We start from the raw sequence: 25144 nt of genomic DNA, 5'->3' as shown, positions 1-25144 counted from the left end.
TCAATTTAAATGTGTGTCTCGTCTGACCCGGAACCGGTTGTGATCTTGTCGGTCTTGCCGTGGCGAGGAACCAAAGTGTTCAACATAGTTGCGCGACATTGAGGTCGGGTTCGTATAGCCCACGGCGTGCGCGATCGAGGTAAGCGGGTCCTGGGTATAGATAACAAGCTGTCTTGCGGCACGTAGACGTACTAGCCGGTAGTAACCACCGGGGCTCTGTCCTGTGGCCTGCCGGAAACTGCGTTCCAGATGGCGCGCTGAAACTCCTACACGACGGGCTACCTCGCGTGTAGTTAGCGGAAACTCGAGGTTATCAGAGAACAACTGAATAGCTTTTGAAACCATGTCAGGCATATGGTCGGCTACGTCGTCCGTTTGAAATGCCGGCGTTTTTTGCCGGACCCCTGGGCTGCGGATTGACGGGTGCTGGAACCAACAGGCGACTTCAGTCATTGCTGCCTCGCCAAAGGCTAACTCGACCAGATGCAAAGACAGATCAAAAGCCGCTGCAGCGCCGGAAGCGGTACAACAGTTTTTGCCCAAAACAATGACGTCATCAGTTGTCTCGAGTTCAGGAAACTCCGCCTCGAACGCAGTTCTGTAGCACCAATGCACAGAGCAAGTCTGCCGATCTAACAGACCTGAGCGCGCAAGTGGGAAGATGCCGCCGCTTACGGCGCTGACGCAGGTTCCGTGTCTTGCCAGAAACCGCAGTCTGCCATTTGATGCATGGGGGTTTGCGAACTTCCCATCCGGTTCAGACAGCAAAAACAACATGTCTAACCGCTGGACATCGCACAATGCTAAGTCCGCCTGAAACGGAATTTGCGCGCTGGATGATGTCGATTCGCCTGTCTCTGAAATGACCTGCCATCTGAATACATCTCTTCCCGCAATTTCATTGGCGGCCCGCAACGGTTCAATGACCGAGGTGAGGCAGGCCATCGGGAATCCTTCAAACACAAGAAATCCCAGCGTAATCTGGCTGTTCTGATCGATGCCAAGTTCTGACAAAGGTGCTGAAATCTGGTGCATGCTAGCCTCTGCTTTCAGATCGTTGCTTTTTCAATCAGCGGAATTCGGGTAAGGGGTGTTTAGCAGGACGACCCCTGACAGGAAACAAATTTTCACTCTGTGAATGCTCGGCCATAAGGGTTGGGTATTGGAGGGCTTCTATGGCCAAGGCCGGCAAAGGCAAAAAAATGGGAGTTCTGTCACAGGACCCCCACAAAGTAAAAGACAGCGGTGAAAAGAACCTGGAAACCGCCATTGGGCGAGAGATCAAAGCTCTGAGGGTGCAACAGGGGGTGACTTTTGCCGAATTGTCCGGTTTGACTGGCCTGTCGATCAGCATGCTGTCAAAAATCGAAAATGGTTATACGTCGCCGTCTCTGACAACTCTGCAACTACTGGCCAACGCACTAAGCACACCGATTACGTCGTTTTTCCGTCGCTACGAAGAAACGCGGAACGCTGTGCATACCAAAGCGGGTCAAGGCGTCGAAACCGAAAGGGCCGGAACGCGGGCAGGGCATCAGTACAATTTGTTGGGGCATCTTGGTCCAAATGCAAGCGGTGTCGTGGTTGAACCGTACTTGATCACGCTGACCGAAGAGTCTGATACTTTCCCGACCTTTCAACACGACGGGATTGAACTGCTTTACATGCTCGAGGGCGAAATTGACTATCGGCATGGCGATGCCATCTATTTGTTAAGACCCGGAGACACTCTGTTTTTTGACGCAGATTCCCCTCATGGACCCGAGGTGCTTCGTTCACTTCCCGCGCGTTACTTGTCGATCATCTCGTACCCACAGACAAAGTGACGGAGGCATGGTCGGGTCGGATTCTGAGAGGGGAAACATGTGCCTACTTGAATAAGGGGGAACATCAAGCTCAAAAAATTTCCTAACATGAAAATAATTTTCCCCTTGTTGCCTTCGTGATAACCTGATGTTAGCGTCCGCCGCAAATCGTAACAGGAGATGTTCACTAATGTGTGGAATCGTCGGCCTTTTTCTTAAGGACAAAACATTAGAGCCGCAGCTTGGCTCGATGTTGACGGATATGTTGATCACTATGACAGATCGGGGGCCGGACAGTGCTGGAATAGCTATCTATGGCGGTACAGAAGATAAGGCTAAACTGACAGTTCAGTCCGACAACCCAGACACGGATTTTGCCGATTTGGATTGTGATTTGGGCCGGGTCATCGACGCCGAGGTGACGATGCGCCCCAATGATACGCACGCGGTTTTGAGCCTTGACGCAACCAAAGTAGATCAGGCGCGACAGGCAATTCGCGAGTTGCGTCCTGGCATGCGGGTGATGAGCGACGGCGACGTCATCGAAATTTACAAAGAAGTTGGCCTGCCCAAAGATGTGGCGGCACGTTTTGATCTGTCGTCAATGAGTGGTACGCACGGTATTGGTCATACCCGGATGGCCACGGAATCTGCGGTGACGACTGAAGGCGCACATCCATTTAATACAGGTGCCGACCAATGTCTGGTTCATAATGGTTCACTGTCCAACCACAACTCGCTGCGCCGTAAGCTGAAACGCGAAGGTGTTCGGGTGGAGTCGATGAACGACACCGAAGTGGGTGCCGCGTATTTGACCTGGAAGATGCAGAATGGAGCAACTCTGGGCGAGGCGCTTGAAAGCAGCTTAGAGGATTTGGACGGGTTCTTTACCTTTGTAGTGGGTACAAAGGACGGGTTCGGTGTAGTACGTGACCCAATTGCCTGCAAACCGGCAGTCATGGCGGAAACAGATCAATACGTTGCCTTTGGCAGTGAATACCGCGCCTTGGTCAATCTGCCGGGCATAGAAGAAGCCCGCGTTTGGGAGCCTGAGCCCGCAACCGTCTATTTCTGGAGTCACTGATATGCAGACCTATGATATTTCGGAAAAGGGTTTGCGTGGGTTGAACTCGACACTTCAGGCGCAACGTGACGCGACAAACCAGACCAGTTGGCAGGTTGTCAATCCCAAAGGAAGCCATGCGATTGCTGTAGGTTTGGATGCGCCAATTGAAGTGACGGTCAAAGGTTCGACTGGTTATTACTGCGCCGGAATGAACCAGCAGGCGACAATCAAGGTCGAAGGATCGGTAGGCCCCGGTGTGGCCGAAAATATGATGTCCGGCACTGTTGTTATCGAGGGCGACGCCAGCCAGTATGCCGGTGCAACTGGTCATGGCGGGCTGTTGGTGATCAAGGGTAATGCTTCGTCCCGTTGCGGTATTTCGATGAAAGGTATCGATATCGTGGTGCACGGCAACATTGGCCATATGTCCGCCTTTATGGCTCAGGCAGGCAATCTGGTTGTTTGCGGAGATGCGGGCGACGCGTTGGGAGACTCGCTGTATGAAGCTCGTCTTTTTGTGCGCGGTTCAGTCAAAAGTTTAGGCGCAGATTGCGTAGAGAAAGAGATGCGGCCAGAGCATATCGAAATTCTGAAGGACTTGCTGGAGCGCGCAGGTGCAGACGCCAAACCTGAAGAGTTCAAGCGTTACGGCTCTGCTCGTAAGCTCTATAATTTTGACGTCGACAACGCAGCGGCCTACTGACCAACAAGGGTATGAAAGACATGGACACCACCATCCCACGCACCCTGCCGATCCAGTCGGCGACATTCACCAACGAAATTAATGCCGAAATCCGGCGTGCCGCGGCGACTGGCATTTATGACATTCGCGGTGGCGGCGCCAAACGCAGAGTACCTCATTTTGATGATTTGCTGTTTCTAGGGGCCTCTGTCAGCCGATACCCTTTGGAAGGCTACCGTGAGCGTTGTGAAACCTCGGTGACGCTGGGTACACGTTTTGCCAAAAAGCCGATACAATTGGACATACCGATTACCATAGCTGGTATGAGTTTTGGCGCATTGTCCGGACCGGCCAAAGAGGCGTTAGGTCGGGGCGCTTCTGCGGCAGGCACGTCAACAACCACCGGTGATGGCGGCATGACGCCCGAGGAGCGTGGCCATTCCAGCAAATTGGTTTATCAATACTTGCCGTCACGCTACGGCATGAACCCAAATGACCTGCGCAAGGCTGACGCAATCGAAGTCGTGGTGGGGCAGGGTGCCAAACCCGGCGGTGGTGGCATGCTGCTGGGTCAGAAGATTTCGGATCGTGTTGCTGAAATGAGAACGTTGCCCAAAGGAATTGATCAGCGCTCCGCTTGCCGTCATCCCGACTGGACAGGGCCTGACGATCTGGAAATCAAGATCCTTGAGTTACGTGAAATTACAGATTGGCAGATACCAATCTATGTCAAGGTTGGTGCCACGCGGCCCTACTACGACACCGCTTTGGCAGTTAAGGCCGGAGCAGACGTCGTTGTAATGGACGGAATGCAGGGTGGTACTGCCGCAACCCAGGATGTGTTCATTGAACATGTGGGTTTGCCAACACTATCTTGCATTCGCCCTGCAGTGCAGGCGTTGCAGGACTTAGGCGTTCACCGTGAAGTGCAGTTAGTGATTTCTGGTGGTATCCGCACCGGTGCAGATGTGGCCAAGGCGTTGGCATTGGGAGCAGATGCGGTGGCTATCGGTACTGCAGCGTTGATCGCTTTGGGTGACAATGACCCGAAGTGGGAAGCCGAATATCAAAAATTGGGTACGACCACCGGCGCATATGACGATTGGCACGAGGGTTTGGATCCTGCGGGTATCACTACGCAGGACCTAGAATTGGCCAAGCGCTTGGATCCGGTCGAGGCCGGGCGAAGGTTGCGTAATTACCTCAAGGTCATGACTCTTGAGGCGCAAACAATCGCGCGCGCATGCGGGCACAATCACCTGCACAATCTGGAGCCTGAAGATCTGTGTGCCCTTACAATGGAGGCAGCGGCGATGGCACGCGTTCCGTTGGCGGGAACAGATTGGTACCCGGGCAAGGCGGGTTTCTAAAACAAAACCTCTTCAAAGCGTGGCCCAAATGGGCCGCGTTTTTTTACAAACGATATCAACAGGGAAAGGAAGGCCGCCCATGACGATAGATCTGGCTGCTTTCGCCAAAGAAAAAGGCGTCAAATATTTCATGATCTCGTTCACTGACTTGTTCGGTGGGCAGCGCGCAAAGCTGGTTCCGGCACAAGCTATAGCAGACATGCAGGAAGAAGGCGCCGGTTTCGCAGGCTTTGCTACGTGGCTCGACATGACGCCCGCACACCCAGATATGTTGGCAGTGCCAGATCCGTCATCGGTCATCCAACTTCCGTGGAAGCCCGAGGTCGCCTGGGTCGCTGCCAATTGCGTAATGGAAGGTGAAGACGTGGCACAAGCGCCGCGCAATGTCCTCCGCCGATTGATTAATGAAGCTGCTGGCGAAGGGCTTCATGTTAAGACTGGTATCGAAGCCGAGTTCTTCCTGCTCACTCCTGACGGTGAACAAATAAGCGACCCATTCGACACTGCGGAAAAGCCTTGTTACGACCAACAGGCCGTGATGCGCCGCTATGACGTGGTACGCGAGATTTGCGATTATATGCTGGAACTGGGCTGGGGCCCCTACCAGAATGATCACGAAGACGCCAATGGCCAGTTTGAGATGAACTGGGAATATGACGACGTCCTTCGTACGGCGGATAAGCATTCATTCTTTAAATTCATGGCAAAATCGGTGGCTGAGAAACACGGGTTCCGCGCTACTTTCATGCCCAAGCCTGTTGAAGGTTTGACAGGTAATGGTTGCCATGCGCACATCTCAGTTTGGGACGCGCCCGGAGCGGCTGCAAAAACGAATGTGTTTGCGGGTGAAGGCGACGGTCCAACCGGAGAGTTGGGACTAGCCGAGCAGGGCAAGCATTTTTTGGGTGGCATCATGAAACACGCCAGTGCGCTGGCGGCGATCACTAATCCAACGGTCAACAGCTACAAGCGTATCAATGCGCCACGCACAATGTCGGGCGCAACGTGGGCGCCGAACACAGTAACATGGACCGGCAACAACCGTACCCACATGGTTCGCGTACCGGGTCCTGGTCGGTTCGAACTTCGACTGCCAGACGGTGCAACTAACCCGTACTTGCTCCAGGCCGTAATTATTGCCGCCGGTTTGTCTGGCATCAGGTCCAAGGCAGATCCAGGTAAACGATACGACATCGATATGTACGCAGAGGGCCATAAGGTTCGCGGAGCGCCGAAGCTACCGCTGAACATGCTGGACGCGCTGCGGGCGTATGATAGGGATAAAGGTCTGAAGGCGATGATGGGCGAAGAGTTTTCGGCGGCGTTTCTGAAAATGAAACATCAAGAATGGAACTCGTTTGTGTCGCATTTTTCTCGTTGGGAGAAAGAGAATACTCTCGACATTTGATAAACGGGGTTAGCCTAACCCTCAGGCAAATGAATTGCCTTTTCGGATCACAATCCGGGAAGGCTTTTTTAAGCTGGTTACCAGCTTGACGTAGCCGACGAAAGACGCCCTTGTTTAAGCGGTGTATCAGTCAAACGTAAGCACACTGCCGAACGACCCTGCCCCTTTTAAATCGTCCAAAGCTAACCGCTAAATTGACGTTCGTTTGGCGATTTTTTCTTTGACTCATTCAAGTCCCCTCGCGTACCCAGGATGAGTTTCCCATCGCGCTGGCGGAAATTATTTGATTGCAAGTTCTTTGATTTAATTGAAATCAAACAGAATTTTTTAATAACTAATCAGTCAATTACCCGCTATTGACATTTTTTGTCGCGCGCAAAGAATACGTAAAGACGTGTTAAATTCGCGGTGGTGTTCACCCTAGGTAGATGGGCATGACAAAAATAAAGAATATGGAAGAGTTCGCCGCTGTCAGTGGTATCTCTCGTCCAACTGTATCCAAGTATTTTCACGATCCTGAAAGCGTGCGTAGCACGACTCGGGCTCGTATCGAAGAAGCATTGGAAAGGTTCGATTATCGTCCGAATATCTTCGCCGTTAACCAAAACCGTAAATTAACGAAGAACATTGGCATTGTTGTTCCCTATCTGGCTGATCCCTTCTTTGCGGAAATTGCCCGGTATCTTGAGCAGAGCTGCATTGCTGCAGGGTACCGCCCAACTTTGTTCAGTTCGCATGGTGAGCCAGAGTTGGAAGGCGAGATACTGGACAGTTTGAGGTCGTTGAAACCTGCTGGCGTTTTGTTGGCACCACTGGGGCGAGCATCGGATCGTTCCAAAATCGAAAATTTTAGCGGCACCGTGCCAACAGTTTTGTTTGATAGTAATCTAGAAGGATTGGGTGCTGCTTTCATTGGTTCGGATAACTATAGTTTCGTTTCCCAGACCGTAGAGTACATGACTCGGACCGGCGAACCGCCGTCGTTTTTTGAAATGCGGACCCCCGCGAACCCGAATGCGAACAAACGGCGCAATGCCTATATCGAAGTCATGCAGAGACTTGGGTTCGAGCCTCACATTATAAAAATCGACGGAGAGGGTTGGGGTTTCGAAGAGATTGGCCGCCAGGGTGCGATGAAAGCTCTGGAGGAAGGCGCTCTTAGGACTGACTCTGTTTTGTGCAGTAATGACCGTCTTGCAATTGGGTTTCTTGCTGCGTGTTACGAACGGGGGATTCGGGTCGGACGCAAAGCAGATTGCGCATTACGCGTGGCGTCAAATGACGACCACCCCTTTTCCAAATTCACGTGCCCGTCTTTAACGACCGCTGCGCATGACTACGACAATGTCGCCGCGCGCAGTGTCGAAACGCTTTTTGAACTTGTTGAAAACGGTGGGAAATTCGACAAACGAACGGAAACTTTGTTTCCGGCCCGACTCATTTTAAGGGAATCTGCCTGACTAAAAATTGACGCGCGTAAAGTTTTTATTGACGCCGCGACAATTTCTGATCTACCCTTTTCCTACAACATCCAAGCTCAGGGAGGACAGGGATGTATCTTAAGAACGCACTTCGTGCGGCGACTGCGTTGACTTTCGTCGCAACGGCAGCAGCCCATGCACAATCCATAACAATCGCAACTGTGAACAACGGCGATATGATTAGGATGCAGGGCTATACTGACAAATTCACCGAAGCGACCGGCATCGATGTAGAGTGGGTAACACTAGAAGAAAACGTGCTGCGTCAGCGCGTGACCACTGACATCACGACCAAAGGCGGTCAGTTCGACATCATGACAATCGGTATGTACGAGACACCGATTTGGGGCGCAAACGATTGGCTCGTTCCCTTGGATGGCATGTCCGCAGAATATGATGTTGGGGATCTTCTGCCAGCAATGGCAGGTGGTCTGAGCCACGAAGGTACGCTCTATGCAGCACCTTTTTATGGTGAAAGCTCAATGATCATGTACCGCACCGACCTGATGGAAAAAGCCGGTCTGGAAATGCCTGAAGCGCCGACATGGCAATTCATCCGCGAAGCAGCGGCCGCAATGACAGACCGGGACAATGATATCAACGGTATCTGCCTTCGCGGCAAGGCTGGTTGGGGCGAAGGTGGTGCTTTTATCACTGTAACCGGGAACTCTTTCGGAGCACGCTGGTTTGACGAGAACTGGAAGCCCCAGTTTGATCAGCCCGAATGGAAAGAGGCACTTACGTTCTTCGTGGACATGATGGGTGAATCCGGACCGGCGGGTTATGCAACCAACGGTTTCAATGAAAACCTATCGCTGTTTCAGCAGGGCAAGTGCGGTATGTGGATCGACGCGACCGTTGCGGCGTCTTTCGTGACTAACCCGAATGATTCGACTGTAGCGGACAAAGTTGGCTTTGCGCTGGCTCCAAATTCTGAAGGCGTCGACAAACGTGCCAACTGGTTGTGGGCGTGGGCGCTTGCCATCCCGGCGGGTACTCAGCAAGAGGATGCAGCCAAGCAATTCATAGAATGGGCAACGTCGAAGGATTACATCGAGTTAGTGGCCGAGAACGAAGGCTGGGCCAACGTACCTCCGGGCGCTCGGACATCTTTGTATGAAAACGACAATTACAAGGATATTCCCTTTGCGCAGATGACGCTAAAGTCAATCCTTGCCGCTGACCCGCAGAATTGCTGCGCGCAGCCGACGCCGTACACTGGCATCCAGTTCGTGGCGATCCCAGAATTTGCAGGCATCGCCACACAGGTGAGTCAGGAGTTCTCGGCGGTCTATGCGGGCCAGCAAACGGTAGATGAAGCTCTTGCTAAAGCGCAGGCCTTTACAGCTGAAGAGATGGAAGCCGCAGGTTACTAAGGCACACTCCCGAAGCGGGTGGGCAGGGGACTGCCCCCCGCGGCCTTCTTTCACAAACTGAATTTTTCTCGCAGGCTGCAATTGGCTTGAACAGAGAGGTTTTGCGTCATGGCTACTCAACATTCCCGATCCGTTGCACGCCTGATGATGGCACCCGCAGTGGTCCTGCTGCTTGGCTGGATGCTCGTGCCCCTGACGATGACGCTGTATTTTTCCTTCAAGAAATACCTGCCGCTGCGCGGCGGTGATTTAGGATGGGTCGGATTTGACAACTATATTCGTTTTGTCTCGTCCAGCGCATTCTGGCCTGCAGTACAAGCCACTTTGGTAATCGTCGGCGGTGTTCTTGTGATCACTGTCGTACTCGGCGTTTTGATGGCTATGCTGCTGGATCAACCGATGTGGGGGCAGGGTGTTGTTCGCATTCTGGTCATCGCCCCGTTCTTTGTAATGCCAACCGTGTCTGCGCTTGTTTGGAAGAACATGTTTATGGATCCGGTAAACGGCCTGCTTGCCCATCTATGGCGGTTCTTTGGAGCAGAGCCGATCTCTTGGCTGTCCGAAGCTTCGATGACTTCGATAGTCATGATCGTTTCTTGGCAATGGTTACCCTTTGCGACTCTGATCCTTCTAACCGCAATACAGTCTTTGGACAGCGAACAGCTTGAGGCTGCCGAGATGGACGGAGCCCCGCCGCTGAAGCGATTTTATCATATCATCTTGCCGCACCTGAGCCGCGCGATCACTATTGTGATCTTGATACAGACAATATTCCTGTTGTCGATATTTGCCGAGATTTTCGTAACCACAGGTGGTGCTTTCGGAACTCGGACGCTGACCTACCTGATTTTCCAACGTGTGCTGGAAAGTCAAAATGTGGGTCTCGGTTCAGCCGGCGGTGTTTACGCCATCATCCTTGCCAATATCGTAGCCATCTTCCTGATGCGCATCGTCGGCAAGAACCTGGACGCGTGAGGAGAGAAAATCATGGCCCGCGCAGTCACGACACGTCGCAAATCGTTTAACACCGCCCTAGCTTGGGCAGTTGGTCTGCTGATATTTTTCCCGATCCTTTGGACGATCCTGACCAGTTTCAAGACTGAGGCACAGGCAATCGCAAGCCCGCCACTGTTTCTTAACTTTAACTGGACCTTGGAAAACTATGCCATCGTGCAGGAGCGTTCAGATTACATGCGTTTCCTTTGGAACTCGGTAATAATTGCGGGTGGGTCGACCCTTTTGGGTGTTATTGTCGCAGTGCCCGCCGCATGGGCAATGGCCTTTGTGCCATCCAAACGCACCAAAGACATTCTGCTGTGGATGCTTTCGACGAAAATGTTACCAGCGGTTGGCGTGCTTTACCCGATTTACCTTCTGTTTATTCGGTTGGGTCTTTTGGACACGCGCGGCGGTCTGGTTGTTGTGTTGATGCTCATTAACCTGCCTATCATCGTTTGGATGCTTTACACCTACTTTCGCGAAATCCCCGGAGAGATTCTGGAGGCCGCGCGGATGGATGGGGCGACACTGAAGGAAGAGATCCTTCACATACTGACGCCTATGGCGGTACCTGGCATAGCATCAACTGTATTGCTGAACTTCATTCTGGCTTGGAACGAGGCGTTTTGGACCCTGAACCTTACCGCCGTGGACGCGGCCCCGTTGACCGCGTTCATCGCCAGCTATTCCAGCCCAGAAGGTCTGTTCTTTGCGAAACTTAGCGCGGCATCGACCATGGCGATTGCACCAATTCTAATCCTTGGCTGGTTCAGTCAGAAACAACTTGTCCGCGGCTTGACCTTCGGCGCTGTGAAATAAGGAACGAGACAAATGGGACGCATTCAACTCAAGTCCGTGACGAAAAGCTTCGGCGACGTCGAGGTCATTCCCCCTCTGGATCTGACAATCGAAGATGGCGAGTTCACAGTTTTTGTTGGCCCTTCGGGTTGCGGCAAGTCCACCTTGTTACGCTTGATCGCAGGGTTGGAAGACATCACCTCCGGCTCGATCGAGATTGATGGATCGGATGCTACGGACGTACCGCCCGCGAAACGAGGGTTGGCGATGGTGTTCCAGTCCTATGCGCTTTATCCGCATATGACCGTGCGCAAGAACATTGCGTTTCCGTTGCGTATGGCAAAGCTGGATCAGGCTGAGATCGACCGTCGCGTCGAAGGAGCTGCAAGTGTTCTGAACCTGACCGACTATCTGGATCGCCGACCCGGGCAATTGTCTGGCGGTCAGCGCCAGAGGGTCGCAATTGGCCGAGCAATTGTCCGGGAACCCGCAGCGTTCCTTTTTGATGAACCCTTGTCGAACCTCGACGCGGCTTTACGCGTTGGTATGAGGCTGGAAATCAGCGAGCTTCACGAACGTCTTGCGACGACCATGATATATGTCACCCACGATCAGGTCGAAGCAATGACCATGGCTGACAAGATTGTTGTGCTTCAGGCAGGTGTAATCGAACAAGTCGGCAGCCCTTTGGAACTTTACCGTACGCCGCGTAACCTTTTCGTAGCGGGTTTTATTGGCTCGCCCCGGATGAACTTCATCGAAGGCGAAGAGGCCGAAAAACATGGTGCGCATACCATCGGCGTACGACCTGAACACATCGCTGTTTCCGAAAATGAAGGAACTTGGAATGGCGTAGTAGGCGTTTCCGAACATCTTGGGTCCGATACTTTCTTTCATATTCACGAAACAGGCTTGGCGGAAACTATCACTGTGAGAGCTGATGGTGAGGTCGGTTTCCGACATGGTGACCGTATCCAGCTGACGCCGCGTGCGGATGTGATTCATCGTTTCGACGCGAAAGGCTTGCGAATCGAATGAACCGGTTGGCTGGTAAAACGGCACTCATAACAGGTGCTGCCCGCGGTATTGGACTAGCCTTCGCCGAGGCCTACGCCTCAGAAGGTGCGCGTGTAGCATTGGCAGATGTCGACGTCGCACGTGCGCAGGAATCTGCGTCAGAAATAGGGTCTTCAGCAATGGCTGTAGAAATGGACGTCCGCGAACAAAGCAGTATCGATAACGCAATTTCTGAGGTTTCTTCGCATTTTGGCCCAATTGAAATCTTAATTAACAATGCTGCGATTTTTTCAGCCGCTCCGATCACTGAAATCGAAAGACAGGATTACAATAGGGTATTTGAAATCAATGTCGCCGGAACTCTGTTCACGCTTCAGGCCGTTGCCCGGCACATGATCGAAAATGGAACCAAGGGCAGGATCATCAACATGGCTTCGCAAGCCGGACGTCGTGGTGAACCATTGGTGGCAGTGTATTGTGCCAGCAAAGCGGCTGTGATTTCGCTGACGCAGTCAGCGGGATTGAATCTAATACCGCATGGGATCAACGTGAACGCCATCGCGCCAGGGGTTGTCGACGGCGAACACTGGGATGGTGTTGATGCCTTTTTCGCGAAATATGAGGGTAAAGAACGCGGGCAAAAAAGGCGCGAAGTCGCATCAGCAGTACCCTATGGCCGCATGGGGCGTGCGGAGGATCTGACGGGGATGGCCGTTTTCCTGGCATCTGATGAAGCTGAGTACATCGTGGCTCAAACCTACAATGTCGACGGTGGAAATTGGATGAGCTGATGAACCCAACAGCAAAGGCGAATGCACCGGTAAAATTGCGGCGCGACCGATTAGATGATTTGCCCGCGCACGTCAAAACACCGAAGTATCGGCGCGAGGATTTGAAGCCTGGCATCGTTCATATCGGCCTTGGGAATTTCCACCGTGCGCATCAGGCTTGGTATATCCACCAACTAATGCAGCAAGGCGAGGCAAAGGATTGGGCGATCATAGGGGCAGGGGTTCGAGCCTATGACGCAGCAATGCGTGAGAAGTTATTGGCGCAAGACTGTCTCACGACACTGATTGAATTGGACCCATCCGGTACATCTGCCGAAGTCATCGGCCCAATGATCGGCTATCTTCCGATCGAGCCTGACAATTTGTCGCTGATCCGGCAAATGGCCGAACCGGCCATCCGCATTGTGTCACTTACTGTGACCGAAGGCGGGTACTACCTCGACGCGAATTCTTCAGAATTCGATATTCATCACGAAGAAATACTCCGTGATGCTCAAAATCCCGACCATCCAGGCACGGCATTCGGCGCAATTGTGGCGGCACTTGCACGACGCAGGTCGGCCGGGCTGAAACCCTTCACGGTTCTTAGTTGCGACAACCTGCAAAGCAATGGCGCGATCCTGCGAAACTGCGTTGTTGGGTTGGCAGGGCTATCTGACCCGGGATTGGCTGATTGGATTGATCGATACGGAGCTTTTCCAAATTCGATGGTGGATTGCATTGTGCCTGCCACAACGGATCAGGTGGTCGAACAAGCTATGGAACTAGGCATCAATGATCTCGCACCTGTAACGCATGAGAACTTTCGGCAATGGGTGATTGAAGACAATTTCTGTGGAGATCGACCCCCGTTTGAAAATGTTGGCGTAACAATAACGAAAAACGTTCACGCCTATGAGGTGATGAAACTGCGTATATTAAACGGCGGTCATCAGCTTCTTGCAAATGTGGGAGAGATCCTGAGTGCACCGACAATTTCATCCTGCATGCAGGATCCAGATATCTCGGAGTTCTTCCAGAAGGTTCAGGTTGAAGAAATTGTGCCTCTTGTTCAGGCTGTTCCAGGGGCTAGCCCAGTCGACTATCTTGCTTTGGTAAAGAGGCGGTTCTCCAATACTGCGATCCACGACACAACCCGCAGAGTAGCTTTTGACGGGTCTTCCCGGCATCCGGGGTTTTTGCTGCCGTCGCTGCGTGATGCTCTAAACGCTGGGACGCCTATCTCTGGCTTGGCATTGTCACAAGCGCTTTGGTGCCGGATGTGCACTGGCCTTCGGGAAGATGGGACCGAGATTTCCCCGAACGATCCGATCTGGAACGAATTGAAAGGTGCCGCCCTCGCAGCGCATGAGGGAGCGCAGGCGTGGATTGGAAAAGCCAACCTTTACGGCGAAATTGGTCACGACGAACGCTTTGCGGCTGAGTTCAAAGTTTGGTTAGACGAGATTGTTAAAAACGGTAGCCGTGCAGCGATACGTCGTTATTTGGCTTAACGGAACGGAGTGGTCCGAATTCTAACCAATTGGTGGCTGGAAAATCGGCTTTGCAACGCCGATTGTATCGGTAATGATCATCTCAATCAGTAACCATCATTGTGTGTGGGCAAACGCAAAACACGACCTTTGGGGATCATCCCGAATGAAAACTGATTGACATGTCGCGGCCAACTTCACTATTTCCCGGCTTACTGTTGGGGTGCCAAATTTTGGCTGAGACGCTTACGCGAACCCATTGAACCTGAACCGGTTAGAACCGGCGTAGGAAACAGTTTCAAGGTGGACCCCACCGCTGGTTTCCCTCGCTCGTTCTGACATAAGTCGAAGAGATTCTGGGCGTGTTGTCCATAAGATTTGCTGCAAATGATAAATTTGAAAACACCGGCAATTCTAAGTTGTCTGGCCTGTGTTTTGTCAGGGTAAAGAACGTCGGCAGATCTCCGAAATGTCCTGATGAGCTACTTTGTTAGCTTTTGTGAACAAGGAAACCAATTGTGAAACATCTGATAATGTGCGCGGCCCTCGTCCTGCCGACACCTGTGTGGGCAACTGACAAGATGACCATTCTACTTGACTGGTTTGTAAATCCTGACCACGGACCCATCATTGTCGCTCAGGAACTTGGGTATTTTTCCAATGCAGGGTTGGATATTGAAATCATTCCTCCGGCAGATCCATCAGCGCCCGCCAAGTTGGTTGCTGCAGGGAAAGCAGATTTAGCGGTCAGTTATCAACCTAATCATCACCTGCAGGTGGCAGAAGGTTTGCCTCTGGTCCGAGTAGGTACTCTGATAGCCACTCCTCTAAACTGTCTACTGGTTTTGAAGGACGGACCAGTAAAGCAAGTTTCAGACCTAAAGGGCGGCAAAATAGGATTTTCGGTTTCTGGTTTCGAAGAAGCATTGTTGACAACCATATTGAAGCGAAATGGCGTCAGCCTGGATGAGATCGAACTTGTGAATGTAAATTTCTCGCTGGGGTCGTCGGTTATGTCCGGTCAGGTCGATGCCGTAATCGGAGCCTACCGGAACTTTGAACTAAATCAGATGAAAATAGAAGGCGTCGAAGGGAGGTGTTTTTACGTAGAGGAAGAGGGAGTGCCGACCTACGATGAATTGATTTATGTGGCGAACGCTGATCGAATGGACTCAGATTTGGTTCGTCGGTTTTTGGGTGCTACCCAACTGGCCACTCAGTTCATTGTCAACAACCCGATCGAAAGTTGGAGCGTCTTCAAAAACTACGCTGCAGAGTTGAATGACGATTTGAACGCAAAGGCTTGGATCGACACGTTGCCAAGGTTTGCTCTACGTCCTGAGGCCCTGGACGAAGGTCGCTATGAACGGTTCGAAGCGTTCCTCTCGGATATTGGGCTGGTTGAGGGTACTAGACCCGTCTCGAAATTGGCGGTTGATTTAGGAGAGCAATAATCAAGCGACCATTAAACATGGTAAAAACCCAGCCATCGAATTGCAATTCGATGGTTGCAGGTCACAAAAGTTAAGATTGAATTTGCTATGTGCTGACGAACGCTTTGACGTGTCATCGCGCATATTACCTTCTTCAATGTATGCCCTAGGAGATTGCGTTGAGTCAGTTGAGGATGGTTCGGGGTTCACAATTGTAGCAAATGTTATGCCGACTCGCTTTCGATGACCGCCATAACCGACGAATAAGTTGAAACGCAGTAGGGCACGCAGTAGCTGACCATTGCCTTTATTATTTCCGGACGCGTAATCGTGCCTGCGATCAATTTATCTGCATAGTTGATCAAGAAAAATACGCTGCCAATTATTAAGGCTATGCGACCTGCGCGTCGCATGACCGAAGGCTGCATTGCAAGATTCAGAAATTTGGCCATTTGTGATCTTCACCTTTGAAGCCTAAGGAAACTGCTGGCGTCTCGCTCAGTTATTGCCTTGAAAGACCACAAGCAAGGTTGAAGAAGCAACTCTAAATAACAGGGACCACTTCCGCGGGTCGTTCATCTCATCTTAAATGGATCGGGGATGGGTGCGTCAGAGGTATTTATCCAGACAGTTTTAGCGCGTGTATAATCCAGAACGCTCTCCATTCCCCCCTCGCGACCCAGACCGCTTTCCCCGAACCCGCCGAAGGGTGCAATCGGCGAAACGACGCGGTAAGTGTTAACCCAAATAATGCCACTTCGTACTGCGCGGATCATGCGGTGAGCCCGGGCTAAGTTGTTTGTAAAGACGCCTCCTGCCAATCCGAAATTGGTTGAATTGGCCATTGCGATGGCTTCATCTTCGGTATCGAAGGTAAGAACGCTAAGTACCGGACCAAACAATTCCTCGGTAACCGAGTCCGCATCCTTCACATTTGAACAGTCCAGTATAGTTGGCAGGTAGTATTGTTTTCCCTGATACCCTTCAGGGCGTGCTCCACCAGTTATCAGTATCGCGCCCGCAGCGATACTGCTCTCGACGACACGTTCAACTTTGTCGATTTGTGCCTTGGTCGCCAAAGGACCGTATTCCGTAGCCGGATCCGATGGGTCACCGATCAGGATATCCTCAGCCTTGGCTTTGAGTCGGCCAATTAATTCGTCCTTCACTCGACGCTGAACTAAAAGACGCGACCCGGCAACGCAGCTTTGCCCGGCGGCGCCAAAAATTCCTGCCACAACACCATTGATCATGGAATCCAAGTTTACATCGTCGAAAACTATGACAGGCGATTTCCCGCCAAGCTCTAGCGTGGTGTATGCAAGGTTTTCTGCCGAGTTTTGAACGATTTGCCTTGCGGTACCAGGGCCGCCTGTAAAAGCAATGCGTGCAACGTCAGGATGCGATGTCAGCACTTGTCCGCATTCTTCGCCAAAACCCGTTATCACGTTGAAAACTCCAGGTGGAAAACCCGCTTCGTCTACAAGTTCTGCAAATTTCAGCAACGGCCCCGGTGCATCCTCTGACGCTTTCAGCACAATGGTGCATCCTGCCGCCAGAGCAGGGCCGAATTTGACGGCTGCCAAAAATAACTGTGAGTTCCACGGAACAATCGCGGCGACGACCCCGATTGGTTCGCGGCGTAAATAGACTTCAAGTTCTTCCTTGTCGATTGGTAAATGGCTGCCTTCGATCTTGTCCGCAAGGCCCGCAAAGTAACGCACATAGTCGGCGGTATAGCCGACCTGACCCTTCGTTTCCCGGATGATTTTACCCGTGTCGATGGTTTCAATCTCGGCTAAGTCCTGCGCATTTTCTGCCAATAAATCCGCTAGTCGGTACAGCAGCTTTCCTCGCGCAGTGGGTGTCAAGCCAGCCCATTCACGCGACAGAAAGGCGCGGTTAGCCGCCTCGACCGCGCGGGCTGTGTCTGCGGCACCAGCTGCAGGCATGATGGCCCATGTTTCACCTGTTGACGGGTTTATGCTTTCAAAAGTGGAACTACCTTCGACAAAAGAGCCGTCAATGTAGTTTCGAAAAACCGGAAAGTCTCCCATTCAGCTGGCCTTTCGAGCGGGGTCACCAGACATCACTGGAACGATGTGTTCGATAAACCTTATGAGAGATTTCTTTTTCTCTTCGTGCGGATAGCCATTGTCGATCCAATAACTGAACTGATCTACCCCCCAGGATTCGTAGAGTCTTAGTCTCGTAATCACTTCTTCGGGCGTGCCGATCAGCAAATCGCGGCGCATCACGTCCGGGGCGTACATTGGGTTGGCGGCCAGCTCTTCCTCGCTAAGTGGTTCGATGAACCCGTCTTGAATAGGTCGCTTATTCATGAACCAAGCGCCAAAGTAGTTGAAATACTTGTTAAATTGTTTTGCTGCGTCCTGCGCCTCTCGCTCATTTTTGACCATGTGGGTGTGTTTGCACAACATTACTTCGCGCCGGGGTTTTCCCGGATTCTTCGCCAAAGCTTCGTTGTACTTTCGCATCAAGTCATCGACTTCTTCGTCGCCTTTCCAAAGCGGCGTGATCATTACATTGCAGTCGTTTTCCACGGCAAATTCGTGGCTGGATATATCCCGAGCGGCAACCCAAATAGGTGGGTGCGGTTGTTGCAATGGCAGAGGGCTAGGTGTGGTTTCGGGGAAGTTCCATATTTCACCTTTATGGGTATAATTCTTTGACCAAAGGCCTTTGATTGCCGGGATAATCTCACGAAGATGAGCGCCGCCTTCGGGACCTGGCATTCCATCACATAAGCGGTCAAACTCAAACTGGTAAGCCCCGCGCGCGATACCTAGTTCCAGCCGCCCATCGGTGATAATATCGGTCAACCCAGCCTCACCTGCGAGTTTAAGAGGATGCCAAAATGGCGCGACGACAGTGCCGGTGCCGAGACGAATGGTTGTTGTTTTTTGCGCCAAATGAGTGATGTAGATAAATGGGTTGGGTGCGATGGTGAATTCCATGCCGTGATGCTCACCAACCCAAGCGATTTCAAACCCACCGGCTTCTGCAATTTCTACCAGTTCGACTAGTTCGTCTAGCAGCTCCGAGTGCGGCTTGGCTGGATCATTGCGCTCCATGTGCACGAACAGCGAAAACTTCATATGCTTATCCCCCGCTTTGCATTGATCGTTGAAGCGCGCCTACTCTACCCACGTTAGAGTCGCCAAAATAAACGCCGAACGCGTCCTGTCGGTGTTCCGCGATAAAGCGTTTCACCATACTGCGTACAGCCATGTCACTTATCTTGCCTTGATCTATGGAATCGATTGGAATCCATCTGCCGTTGCCGTCATTTAGTTTGCCAGCGGCAGAACCGCGGTAGTAGATTGCCGTTTGATCGGTTGTGTTGTCCTCGAAAACGGCAAAAACAAAACCTACTAATACTTCAAGGCCGCGCATTTTGAGCTTGGCTTGCAACCCGCTGGAACCACCAAGACGAGGCGCCGTCGGCAACATAAGACCGCCATCGGCACTCGTCTCAAAGTAAAGATGCTCATCTTGCTCAAGCAGGATGCCAACAGTGCTTGCATGTTGGGTGTTTTCGGATGCCGTGATTGCCTCTTGTGCCAAGCCAAAAGTGATATAGCCGCCTTTATGGTAAACCAGCGGATTTCCTTGATTGCCTCCAAACGCCTGTACTTTACCGATCAGGACAATGTGGTCGCCTGCGTCCACCACGTTGTGTGGTACACAATCGAACCACGCAGCTGTATCCGCGATCACTGGACTGGCGGTTGTTTCCCGGCGGGTTTCGATTCCTAAAAACTTGTCCGGCACTTTAGAAGCAAACTGGTTTGAGATGTGCTTCTGATCCTCAGTCAAAACGTTGATAACATAGGATGTCGCCTGTTCGAAAATTTCGAGGCTAGAAGAAGTTTTGCTGAGGCAGACTAATACCAAGGGTGGATCAAGAGAGACCGAGGTAAAGCTGTTGGCTGTGAAACCGCGTTTCTCTCCGGTTTCAGATTCCGTTGTGACGACCGTGACCCCAGTTACGAATGTGCCAAGGGCTCGACGAAACTCGCGTGGATCGAACTGAGGCATCTGTTGATCCTTCCAAAATTCTCGAAGCACGTTATTGACCCTGTCGGGTGCGTCAAACGTCATAACATGGCGCTCGCCATCCAAGCTGACGTATGTGCCTAGTGGTGCCGCCTTGGCCATTGCCGCGGACATTGCCGGAGTGGAATTTGGATCAAGTTCGCCGGTTGCGAATAACGCCGGGACCGTAAGTCTCTGCAACTTGCCTTCATGTGCCCGATCCGAGTTGGCAAACACCTTATAAGTTCGTGCATAGCCGATCTTGTCGGCCTCGCGTAGCCATATAGCAAGTTGCTCGGCGCACCGAGCGCGGGCAGGGCAGGGGTTTTCGCCAAACCAACGGTTTAGTGTTGGAACAATAAGGTCCTCTCCATTTCCTTGGCTCAACGAAACAGAGCGGTTTTGAACCGCTTTTTTTTCCTCTTCCGAACGACAAAATACACCGTTTAACGCTGCTACGCTTTGGACACGTTCCGGGCGTCTCAGTGAATATCCCAAGGCAATTAATGATCCTAGTGAATGTCCAACAAGTTGAATGCCGCGCGCATCCAGTCGAGTGATCAGGTGATCAAGTTGGTCAATGAAGTCCTCTAACGTTGCCTCTTCGGGCGGTAAGTCGGAGTTACCATGGCCAAGCAGATCATACGACAGTACCCGATATTTGTCGGAAAACGCAGTTACTTGAGGGTCCCAGGCGCGCAGCTGCATGCCGACACCGTGGACCAGAACCACCCAGTCGCCTTCGCCTCGGACTTCGTAAGATGTACCGCCGATGCGTTGGACAGTTTTTTTCGAGGCCAACACTTCAACCATCCAATGTTGTTGTGTTGTCGCCCAGATCTTTAAGGTCTTGGTAACGATCACCGATTCTGTGGTGTGGCCGTCCCCCAATAGATGCGGCCAACGCAACAATTATTTCGTCATGCGCAGGCGCATCAGGTACTGCAAATTGGGTGGTCAGATAATGTGAGCGCCGACCCGCATCGTGTTTGTCCATTAAGGGTATTACCAGTGTACCACCGGGGCCTGATCGGACGTTAGTAAAGCTGAGATAGCTTTTTGCACCTACCGCATTGCGGAAAAAGTTTCCGAACCGTAGCGTATGGATCAGGGCTGACGCGTGTTCCACTTCACCATGTGTACCCACCATAGCCGCTTTGCCATAAGCCTCGACGGCCTCTCCACCTCCGGTCAGTGCGAGTACCTCGTCTGTCAACAACTTACCGAGTGCCGGTGCAATCTCTTGAATTTCGGGTTTCAAGTCTTCGACAAAACCGCGCCCGAACCAAGGGTTTTTAACAATGGCCGCTGCAGTATGCAGTTGCAGAGGGAAACCAGCCGTTTTGCCGCCTTCGATAAAAGTGGTCTCAGAAAATTTGACCAGTTTTTGCAATTCAAGTGACATGTTTCGAAGATTTCAATCGATTTCACACTGCATTAGCTGACATGAAACGGGGATAACTGTCAACAGGTGGTATGCTGGTATACCATCCTATCGTCGTATTCGATCTTGCTAATCAGGCTGGATTGGTTAAACCAGAGCAAAAGCGGAAAACTCCGGGTTGTTCATGGAAAACACGCCACAGCCAGAAAGGGATCGCTCACCCGCCACGGCAGGTCTGCGTATCACTCAGGCTCCTAAAACTTTGAGGGAGCTAGCTTATGAAAACATGCGAACTGCTATTTTCACTAGGTATTTCAAACCTGGAGACCGACTCATAGAAAGGGCTCTCACCGAGGAACTTGGTGTCAGCCGATCCATTGTTCGCGAGGTGATACGCAAATTGGAAACCGAAGGCCTGGTCGAAGTTTTACCTCGCGTTGGGCCTATCGTGGCCAAGATCGACCGTGAGAAAGCTCGTCAGATTTACGAGGTTCGCGGTTCGTTAGAAGAACTGGCCGTGAGGGCATGTGCGGAAAAAATCACTGACGACAACCTTGATGTACTGCAAGAACTGCTGAAGCAGTTAAAAGAGGCATCGAATAGCAACGTGCCGCAAGAAGTTCTTGCTGTCACTACCGAGTTTTATCGGACCATATTCATTAGTGCAGGAAAGGAATTTGCTTGGGAGATGGTGCAATCGGTCAATGCACGTATCACACAGCTGCGCGCGATGACGATTTCTTCTCCGAACCGGTTCGCGAAATCCATCCCCGAAATGGAGAAAATCCTGAACGCAATTGCAGACGGTAATCCGGATGCTGCTGCTCGGGCCAGTTGGGAACATATTGAAGAAGTGGCCAAAATAGCGGAGCAAGTTTTACCGGACGATCCTTGAAATGTCATATAAGATCAGCCCAGAAACAAAATGCAGTAGGGCTGGTGCCGGTTAATTGCGTTTTACAAAGAGCTCGATGTCCCTAAGGTTTCACCTTAGACTTTCTGGTCTGAAATTCACTTGAACGTTTCGTATATGCAGGCGTGAATTTTTCATGCAAACATTAAAAATATGGCGGTGATAACCAAAGATACTCTGGCCGAACGTCGTTGCGAGGCTGAAAGTTGGGACTTTGGCCAAGTCTTCAAGTTCCAATTTAGAATGTCACAATCGAAAACGTCGCTCAGTTCTGCGTGGAGCAGCTCGCAGTTGAACGGTTGGGTGATCGAGCATTGTCCGGCGTTGCCAATCAGTCGAATTATTAGCTCGTCCGGCGAACCGATTGGTTTAGTGCTTGGGATCGCGATCTCGCCAGAGGGACAGTGCCTTGGGAAAGAAGTCATTCTCGATCAGGATTCGGAATCTGAAAGAGAACGATGGGTTGAGGATCTGGCAGGCAGGTTTTTTGTCGTGGTCAAACATTTCGGCGGCATGCGCTTATATGGCGATCCGTCTGGAAATCTTTCGGTTGTATTTAACAAAGAAAACAACGCCCTTGCCTCAAGCGTGGCTCTTGCAGTGGATGATGAACTTGATCCTGCCGAAAATGTGGATATCGAAAAGGTCGCAACGCGAAAGCAGTTTCTGCTTTTCGGGGATACAAGCGACCAGCGTGTAACCCGGTTAATGCCCAATCACTACCTCGATCTTTCGAACTTTTCGCAACATAGGTTCTGGCCCCGCGACGACACCCCTTTTGCCGAGCTCGAGACCGACCAGGACATTCTGTTTGCCCAAATGTCTGCTCGAATGTCCCGAAACGTCGCAGCGCTCATTTCAGCTTATGAGTGTGCCTTGCCGATAACGGCTGGACGGGATTCGCGAATAATTCTTGGCAGCGCGATACCGGTCCTGAACAAGATCAAAAGCTTTTATTGTTATCACTTGAATTGGGCGACCAAGATTGATGCAGAGGTGGGTCAAATTCTTGCCGAGCATTTAAGTGTGCCATTCCTTGTGCTTTCACGACGAGCATCCCGCGTACAGAAAGTTATGACCAAGAAGGAAATCATGGTTGAACTTGAAAGGACTCGGTTGCGCACAGGGTGGTGTTCTGCGCTACGAGCAGACTGGGTACGCTTTGTCGCGGCGTCGCCACGTGTTCAAGTCGTCTTGCGCGGAACAGGAATAGAAATGACCCGAGCCAACAAGTGGCGCCATGTTATAGGAAAACCAACAAACGCCATGACAGGTGTCGGGGCACTGCTTGGTCAATGGCAACGTGCTGATCGCACCAAGGACGAAACAGTTGAATACGAGCGGCAACTCGATCGTTACCAGAATTGGATGGACAAACTTCCTGAAAAGGCGCTGCCACGGCTTTATGATATTGCACACTTGGAACTGTGGCTCCCGGTCGGGGCAGCGCCTTTGGCCTATATTGGTGACTTCATAGTGAACCCATTCAATGACAGGAGGTTGTTTCATTTGGTGTCGGCGGTCTCGCCGCGGGTTCGATTGACCAATGCACTTGTCAAGAATTTGGTAGGTGCACACGATACGAGTCTGAGCGCCATTCCTTATCACAAGGAATACGTCAAGAACCGTAATCGGCCCAAAGCGGGTTAGTCGAAGCCTAAGGTTGAACTTCGATCAATTAAGTAAATGTCATGGCTGAATTGGTTCATGGCTTGAGGCGGCGCTAGATATAAAGTCAGTCCGAATACGGCTTCTTGCTCACTGACCTGCAGTTTTTGGTAAAATGGTGAAGAGTTAGGTCGAAATCGTTTCTGTCGGTCAGGTTCAATGGGGTGGTTCATGGCCCTTTGAACTAAGTTGGACGAACAATCGGAATTTGGATCAATCTTAGATGCAAACGGTAGAAGAACTGATCAATTGGTTGAATTCCGTAGGTCGGATTCTGGGCGATGAAACACTTGTCGTTTCACACTATTGCTCGGCCTTGAGGGAACTGGGCGTCCCGCTTTCGCGTGTGCGGATTGGGCAGAACTACTCCAATCCGCTCATAAGCGCTTGGGGGATCATATGGACGCCAAAAGGGACCCAGAAATATACTGTTCCGATCACTATCCGCCACTCAGGAGCTTGGCACGGCAGTCCATTTGAGTATGTGGTCAAAACCAGATCGTGTCTGCGCAAAAGGCTTGTGGATGTCGATCTGTCGAAAATGCACGAAGTCTATCGGGAATTGAAAGAGGGTGGCGCGACTGATTTTCTGGCGATGCCTCTCGAATATGGTGACGGATCGGTTCAGGGATCAAGCTTTTGCACCGAACATGCGGATGGTTTTTCACAAAACAATATTCGCACACTCGAAGCCACACGGCACGCATTGTCTTCGGCGTTGGAACCCATCGCAATGAGGGAATCCCAAAGAAGCCTTTTGCGTACGTATATGGGCGATGCGCCGGCGCGGGAAATTGACAACGGAAACATAAAACGTGGTGAGCATATTACCGTTTCTGCTGCGATCCTTTTTGCAGACCTAAGAGGGTTCACTGCAAAGTCGGATGTCTGGCCAGCGGCTAAGCTACTCGATATTATGGGCGACTATTTTGATATGGTGGTGAACCCAATTCGAGCTAATGGCGGAGACGTGCTAAAATTCATGGGTGACGGTGTTCTGGCGATTTTCGAGGCGACACCAGGCGCTGAAAATGCCTGCAATTCCGCGGTCGAAGCCGCGACCCAAGCCATAGCGAACCTCGATATTTACAACAGTAACGCATCTGAGGAAAAGCGGGAACAGATCGAGTTTGTGATCGGAATAGACCTCGGAGAAGTTACTTTCGGCAACATCGGCAGCCCGGATCGACTTGACTTTACGGTTGTCGGGTCGGCCGTAAACGTGGCCAGCAGAGTTCAGAGTTTGTGCAAGACCTTGGACGAGCAGATATTGATCACGTCAAATGTTCAAGGTTACGCGCCTGTGCGGGTGGAAACACTGGGGCTCCAATCGCTTAAAGGTCTCGCTGAGGAAGTCGAAGTATTTCGTATTCGCCGCCGAACTCATTGAGCAAAAGTTAACTGTGTTCTGGGAAGGAAAAA

At 51.6% G+C, this 25144-nt stretch carries 22 protein-coding genes and 1 riboswitch; of the genes, 16 read left to right on the top strand and 6 right to left on the bottom strand.

What is annotated here, in order from left to right; all coding sequences use genetic code 11:
* Positions 1 to 1035: a GlxA family transcriptional regulator gene (locus tag GOV45_RS16800; protein WP_254448028.1), complete on the bottom strand. Its 1035-nt coding sequence runs from the start codon at positions 1033 to 1035 to the stop codon at positions 1 to 3.
* A 140-nt stretch (positions 1036 to 1175) separates the two neighbouring features.
* On the opposite strand from GOV45_RS16800, the gene GOV45_RS16795 reads away from it, so the two are divergent.
* The 13 genes from GOV45_RS16795 to GOV45_RS16735 all read left to right on the top strand — a co-directional run bounded on the left by GOV45_RS16795 (position 1176) and on the right by GOV45_RS16735 (position 15719).
* Positions 1176 to 1826 carry a helix-turn-helix domain-containing protein gene (locus GOV45_RS16795; protein WP_170479915.1) on the top strand — a complete coding sequence of 217 codons (651 nt, stop codon included), beginning with the start codon at positions 1176 to 1178 and terminating at the stop codon, positions 1824 to 1826.
* A 169-nt stretch (positions 1827 to 1995) separates the two neighbouring features.
* Positions 1996 to 2889 carry a class II glutamine amidotransferase gene (locus GOV45_RS16790; RefSeq protein WP_170479914.1) on the top strand — a complete coding sequence of 298 codons (894 nt, stop codon included), beginning with the start codon at positions 1996 to 1998 and terminating at the stop codon, positions 2887 to 2889.
* A gap of 1 nt (position 2890) precedes the next feature.
* The gene (locus GOV45_RS16785) at positions 2891 to 3574 is read left to right on the top strand and encodes a GXGXG domain-containing protein (protein WP_170479913.1); all 684 of its coding nucleotides are present in this window, start codon (positions 2891 to 2893) and stop codon (positions 3572 to 3574) included.
* 20 nt (positions 3575 to 3594) lie between these two features.
* Positions 3595 to 4923 carry an FMN-binding glutamate synthase family protein gene (locus GOV45_RS16780; protein ID WP_170479912.1) on the top strand — a complete coding sequence of 443 codons (1329 nt, stop codon included), beginning with the start codon at positions 3595 to 3597 and terminating at the stop codon, positions 4921 to 4923.
* A 79-nt stretch (positions 4924 to 5002) separates the two neighbouring features.
* Positions 5003 to 6331: a type III glutamate--ammonia ligase gene (gene glnT, locus GOV45_RS16775; RefSeq protein ID WP_170479911.1), complete on the top strand. Its 1329-nt coding sequence runs from the start codon at positions 5003 to 5005 to the stop codon at positions 6329 to 6331.
* A gap of 434 nt (positions 6332 to 6765) precedes the next feature.
* On the top strand, positions 6766 to 7791 hold the full coding sequence (locus GOV45_RS16770; RefSeq protein WP_437436530.1) for a LacI family DNA-binding transcriptional regulator: 1026 nt from the start codon (positions 6766 to 6768) through the stop codon (positions 7789 to 7791).
* Between the two features lie 92 nt (positions 7792 to 7883).
* The gene (locus GOV45_RS16765; protein ID WP_170479909.1) at positions 7884 to 9188 is read left to right on the top strand and encodes an ABC transporter substrate-binding protein; all 1305 of its coding nucleotides are present in this window, start codon (positions 7884 to 7886) and stop codon (positions 9186 to 9188) included.
* Between the two features lie 108 nt (positions 9189 to 9296).
* Positions 9297 to 10163 (top strand): carbohydrate ABC transporter permease, encoded by an 867-nt coding sequence (locus tag GOV45_RS16760; protein ID WP_170479907.1) that lies wholly within the window; start codon positions 9297 to 9299, stop codon positions 10161 to 10163.
* A gap of 12 nt (positions 10164 to 10175) precedes the next feature.
* Complete coding sequence (locus tag GOV45_RS16755; RefSeq protein ID WP_170479905.1) at positions 10176 to 11006, top strand: carbohydrate ABC transporter permease; 831 nt, start codon at positions 10176 to 10178, stop codon at positions 11004 to 11006.
* 12 nt (positions 11007 to 11018) lie between these two features.
* Entirely contained in the window at positions 11019 to 12023 is a 1005-nt protein-coding gene (locus GOV45_RS16750; RefSeq protein ID WP_170479903.1) for an ABC transporter ATP-binding protein, read from the top strand.
* On the top strand, positions 12020 to 12793 hold the full coding sequence (locus tag GOV45_RS16745; protein WP_170479901.1) for an L-iditol 2-dehydrogenase: 774 nt from the start codon (positions 12020 to 12022) through the stop codon (positions 12791 to 12793). Before GOV45_RS16750 ends, GOV45_RS16745 begins: the two co-directional genes overlap by 4 nt.
* Positions 12793 to 14286 (top strand): mannitol dehydrogenase family protein, encoded by a 1494-nt coding sequence (locus GOV45_RS16740; RefSeq protein WP_170479899.1) that lies wholly within the window; start codon positions 12793 to 12795, stop codon positions 14284 to 14286. The genes GOV45_RS16745 and GOV45_RS16740 overlap by 1 nt, the downstream gene beginning before the upstream one ends.
* A gap of 188 nt (positions 14287 to 14474) precedes the next feature.
* Positions 14475 to 14574: riboswitch (TPP riboswitch) on the top strand.
* 209 nt (positions 14575 to 14783) lie between these two features.
* Positions 14784 to 15719 (top strand): ABC transporter substrate-binding protein, encoded by a 936-nt coding sequence (locus GOV45_RS16735; RefSeq protein ID WP_170479897.1) that lies wholly within the window; start codon positions 14784 to 14786, stop codon positions 15717 to 15719.
* A gap of 203 nt (positions 15720 to 15922) precedes the next feature.
* Here the strand turns inward: GOV45_RS16735 and nrtS are convergent, their stop codons facing one another.
* From nrtS to GOV45_RS16710, 5 genes are all read right to left on the bottom strand, one after another.
* Positions 15923 to 16150 (bottom strand): nitrate/nitrite transporter NrtS, encoded by a 228-nt coding sequence (nrtS, locus tag GOV45_RS16730; protein ID WP_170479896.1) that lies wholly within the window; start codon positions 16148 to 16150, stop codon positions 15923 to 15925.
* Positions 16151 to 16273: 123 nt separating this feature from the next.
* The gene (locus GOV45_RS16725; protein ID WP_170479894.1) at positions 16274 to 17755 is read right to left on the bottom strand and encodes an aldehyde dehydrogenase; all 1482 of its coding nucleotides are present in this window, start codon (positions 17753 to 17755) and stop codon (positions 16274 to 16276) included.
* The gene (locus GOV45_RS16720; RefSeq protein WP_170479892.1) at positions 17756 to 18817 is read right to left on the bottom strand and encodes an LLM class flavin-dependent oxidoreductase; all 1062 of its coding nucleotides are present in this window, start codon (positions 18815 to 18817) and stop codon (positions 17756 to 17758) included.
* Between the two features lie 4 nt (positions 18818 to 18821).
* A complete protein-coding gene (locus tag GOV45_RS16715; protein ID WP_170479890.1) occupies positions 18822 to 20570 on the bottom strand; it encodes an alpha/beta fold hydrolase in 1749 nt (582 codons plus the stop codon).
* Entirely contained in the window at positions 20563 to 21162 is a 600-nt protein-coding gene (locus GOV45_RS16710) for an amino acid synthesis family protein (protein ID WP_170479888.1), read from the bottom strand. The genes GOV45_RS16715 and GOV45_RS16710 overlap by 8 nt, the downstream gene beginning before the upstream one ends.
* A 163-nt stretch (positions 21163 to 21325) precedes the next feature.
* Between GOV45_RS16710 and GOV45_RS16705 the strand changes: the two genes are divergently transcribed.
* From GOV45_RS16705 to GOV45_RS16695, 3 genes are all read left to right on the top strand, one after another.
* A complete protein-coding gene (locus tag GOV45_RS16705) occupies positions 21326 to 22036 on the top strand; it encodes a GntR family transcriptional regulator (protein ID WP_170479886.1) in 711 nt (236 codons plus the stop codon).
* Positions 22037 to 22297: 261 nt separating this feature from the next.
* On the top strand, positions 22298 to 23704 hold the full coding sequence (locus tag GOV45_RS16700; protein WP_170479884.1) for a hypothetical protein: 1407 nt from the start codon (positions 22298 to 22300) through the stop codon (positions 23702 to 23704).
* 241 nt (positions 23705 to 23945) lie between these two features.
* The gene (locus GOV45_RS16695) at positions 23946 to 25112 is read left to right on the top strand and encodes an adenylate/guanylate cyclase domain-containing protein (RefSeq protein WP_170479883.1); all 1167 of its coding nucleotides are present in this window, start codon (positions 23946 to 23948) and stop codon (positions 25110 to 25112) included.
* Positions 25113 to 25144 lie beyond the last annotated feature (32 nt).

It is taken from the genome of Ruegeria arenilitoris, from assembly GCF_013035425.1.
Classification (GTDB): Bacteria; Pseudomonadota; Alphaproteobacteria; order Rhodobacterales; family Rhodobacteraceae; genus Ruegeria; species Ruegeria arenilitoris_A.
Note: the sequence above shows the minus strand (reverse complement) of the source record. Positions and strands in the feature narration are given on the sequence as shown.

What these genes read in the sequence shown, in the direction of transcription:
- GOV45_RS16800 (WP_254448028.1), bottom strand. Translation starts at nt 1,035, where the DNA reads ATGCACCAGATTTCAGCACCTTTGTCAGAACTTGGCATCGATCAGAAC.
- GOV45_RS16795 (WP_170479915.1), top strand. Translation starts at nt 1,176, where the DNA reads ATGGCCAAGGCCGGCAAAGGCAAAAAAATGGGAGTTCTGTCACAGGAC.
- GOV45_RS16790 (WP_170479914.1), top strand. Translation starts at nt 1,996, where the DNA reads ATGTGTGGAATCGTCGGCCTTTTTCTTAAGGACAAAACATTAGAGCCG.
- GOV45_RS16785 (WP_170479913.1), top strand. Translation starts at nt 2,891, where the DNA reads ATGCAGACCTATGATATTTCGGAAAAGGGTTTGCGTGGGTTGAACTCG.
- GOV45_RS16780 (WP_170479912.1), top strand. Translation starts at nt 3,595, where the DNA reads ATGGACACCACCATCCCACGCACCCTGCCGATCCAGTCGGCGACATTC.
- glnT (WP_170479911.1), top strand. Translation starts at nt 5,003, where the DNA reads ATGACGATAGATCTGGCTGCTTTCGCCAAAGAAAAAGGCGTCAAATAT.
- GOV45_RS16770 (WP_437436530.1), top strand. Translation starts at nt 6,766, where the DNA reads ATGACAAAAATAAAGAATATGGAAGAGTTCGCCGCTGTCAGTGGTATC.
- GOV45_RS16765 (WP_170479909.1), top strand. Translation starts at nt 7,884, where the DNA reads ATGTATCTTAAGAACGCACTTCGTGCGGCGACTGCGTTGACTTTCGTC.
- GOV45_RS16760 (WP_170479907.1), top strand. Translation starts at nt 9,297, where the DNA reads ATGGCTACTCAACATTCCCGATCCGTTGCACGCCTGATGATGGCACCC.
- GOV45_RS16755 (WP_170479905.1), top strand. Translation starts at nt 10,176, where the DNA reads ATGGCCCGCGCAGTCACGACACGTCGCAAATCGTTTAACACCGCCCTA.
- GOV45_RS16750 (WP_170479903.1), top strand. Translation starts at nt 11,019, where the DNA reads ATGGGACGCATTCAACTCAAGTCCGTGACGAAAAGCTTCGGCGACGTC.
- GOV45_RS16745 (WP_170479901.1), top strand. Translation starts at nt 12,020, where the DNA reads ATGAACCGGTTGGCTGGTAAAACGGCACTCATAACAGGTGCTGCCCGC.
- GOV45_RS16740 (WP_170479899.1), top strand. Translation starts at nt 12,793, where the DNA reads ATGAACCCAACAGCAAAGGCGAATGCACCGGTAAAATTGCGGCGCGAC.
- nrtS (WP_170479896.1), bottom strand. Translation starts at nt 16,150, where the DNA reads ATGGCCAAATTTCTGAATCTTGCAATGCAGCCTTCGGTCATGCGACGC.
- GOV45_RS16725 (WP_170479894.1), bottom strand. Translation starts at nt 17,755, where the DNA reads ATGGGAGACTTTCCGGTTTTTCGAAACTACATTGACGGCTCTTTTGTC.
- GOV45_RS16720 (WP_170479892.1), bottom strand. Translation starts at nt 18,817, where the DNA reads ATGAAGTTTTCGCTGTTCGTGCACATGGAGCGCAATGATCCAGCCAAG.
- GOV45_RS16715 (WP_170479890.1), bottom strand. Translation starts at nt 20,570, where the DNA reads ATGGTTGAAGTGTTGGCCTCGAAAAAAACTGTCCAACGCATCGGCGGT.
- GOV45_RS16710 (WP_170479888.1), bottom strand. Translation starts at nt 21,162, where the DNA reads ATGTCACTTGAATTGCAAAAACTGGTCAAATTTTCTGAGACCACTTTT.
- GOV45_RS16705 (WP_170479886.1), top strand. Translation starts at nt 21,326, where the DNA reads ATGGAAAACACGCCACAGCCAGAAAGGGATCGCTCACCCGCCACGGCA.
- GOV45_RS16700 (WP_170479884.1), top strand. Translation starts at nt 22,298, where the DNA reads ATGTCACAATCGAAAACGTCGCTCAGTTCTGCGTGGAGCAGCTCGCAG.
- GOV45_RS16695 (WP_170479883.1), top strand. Translation starts at nt 23,946, where the DNA reads ATGCAAACGGTAGAAGAACTGATCAATTGGTTGAATTCCGTAGGTCGG.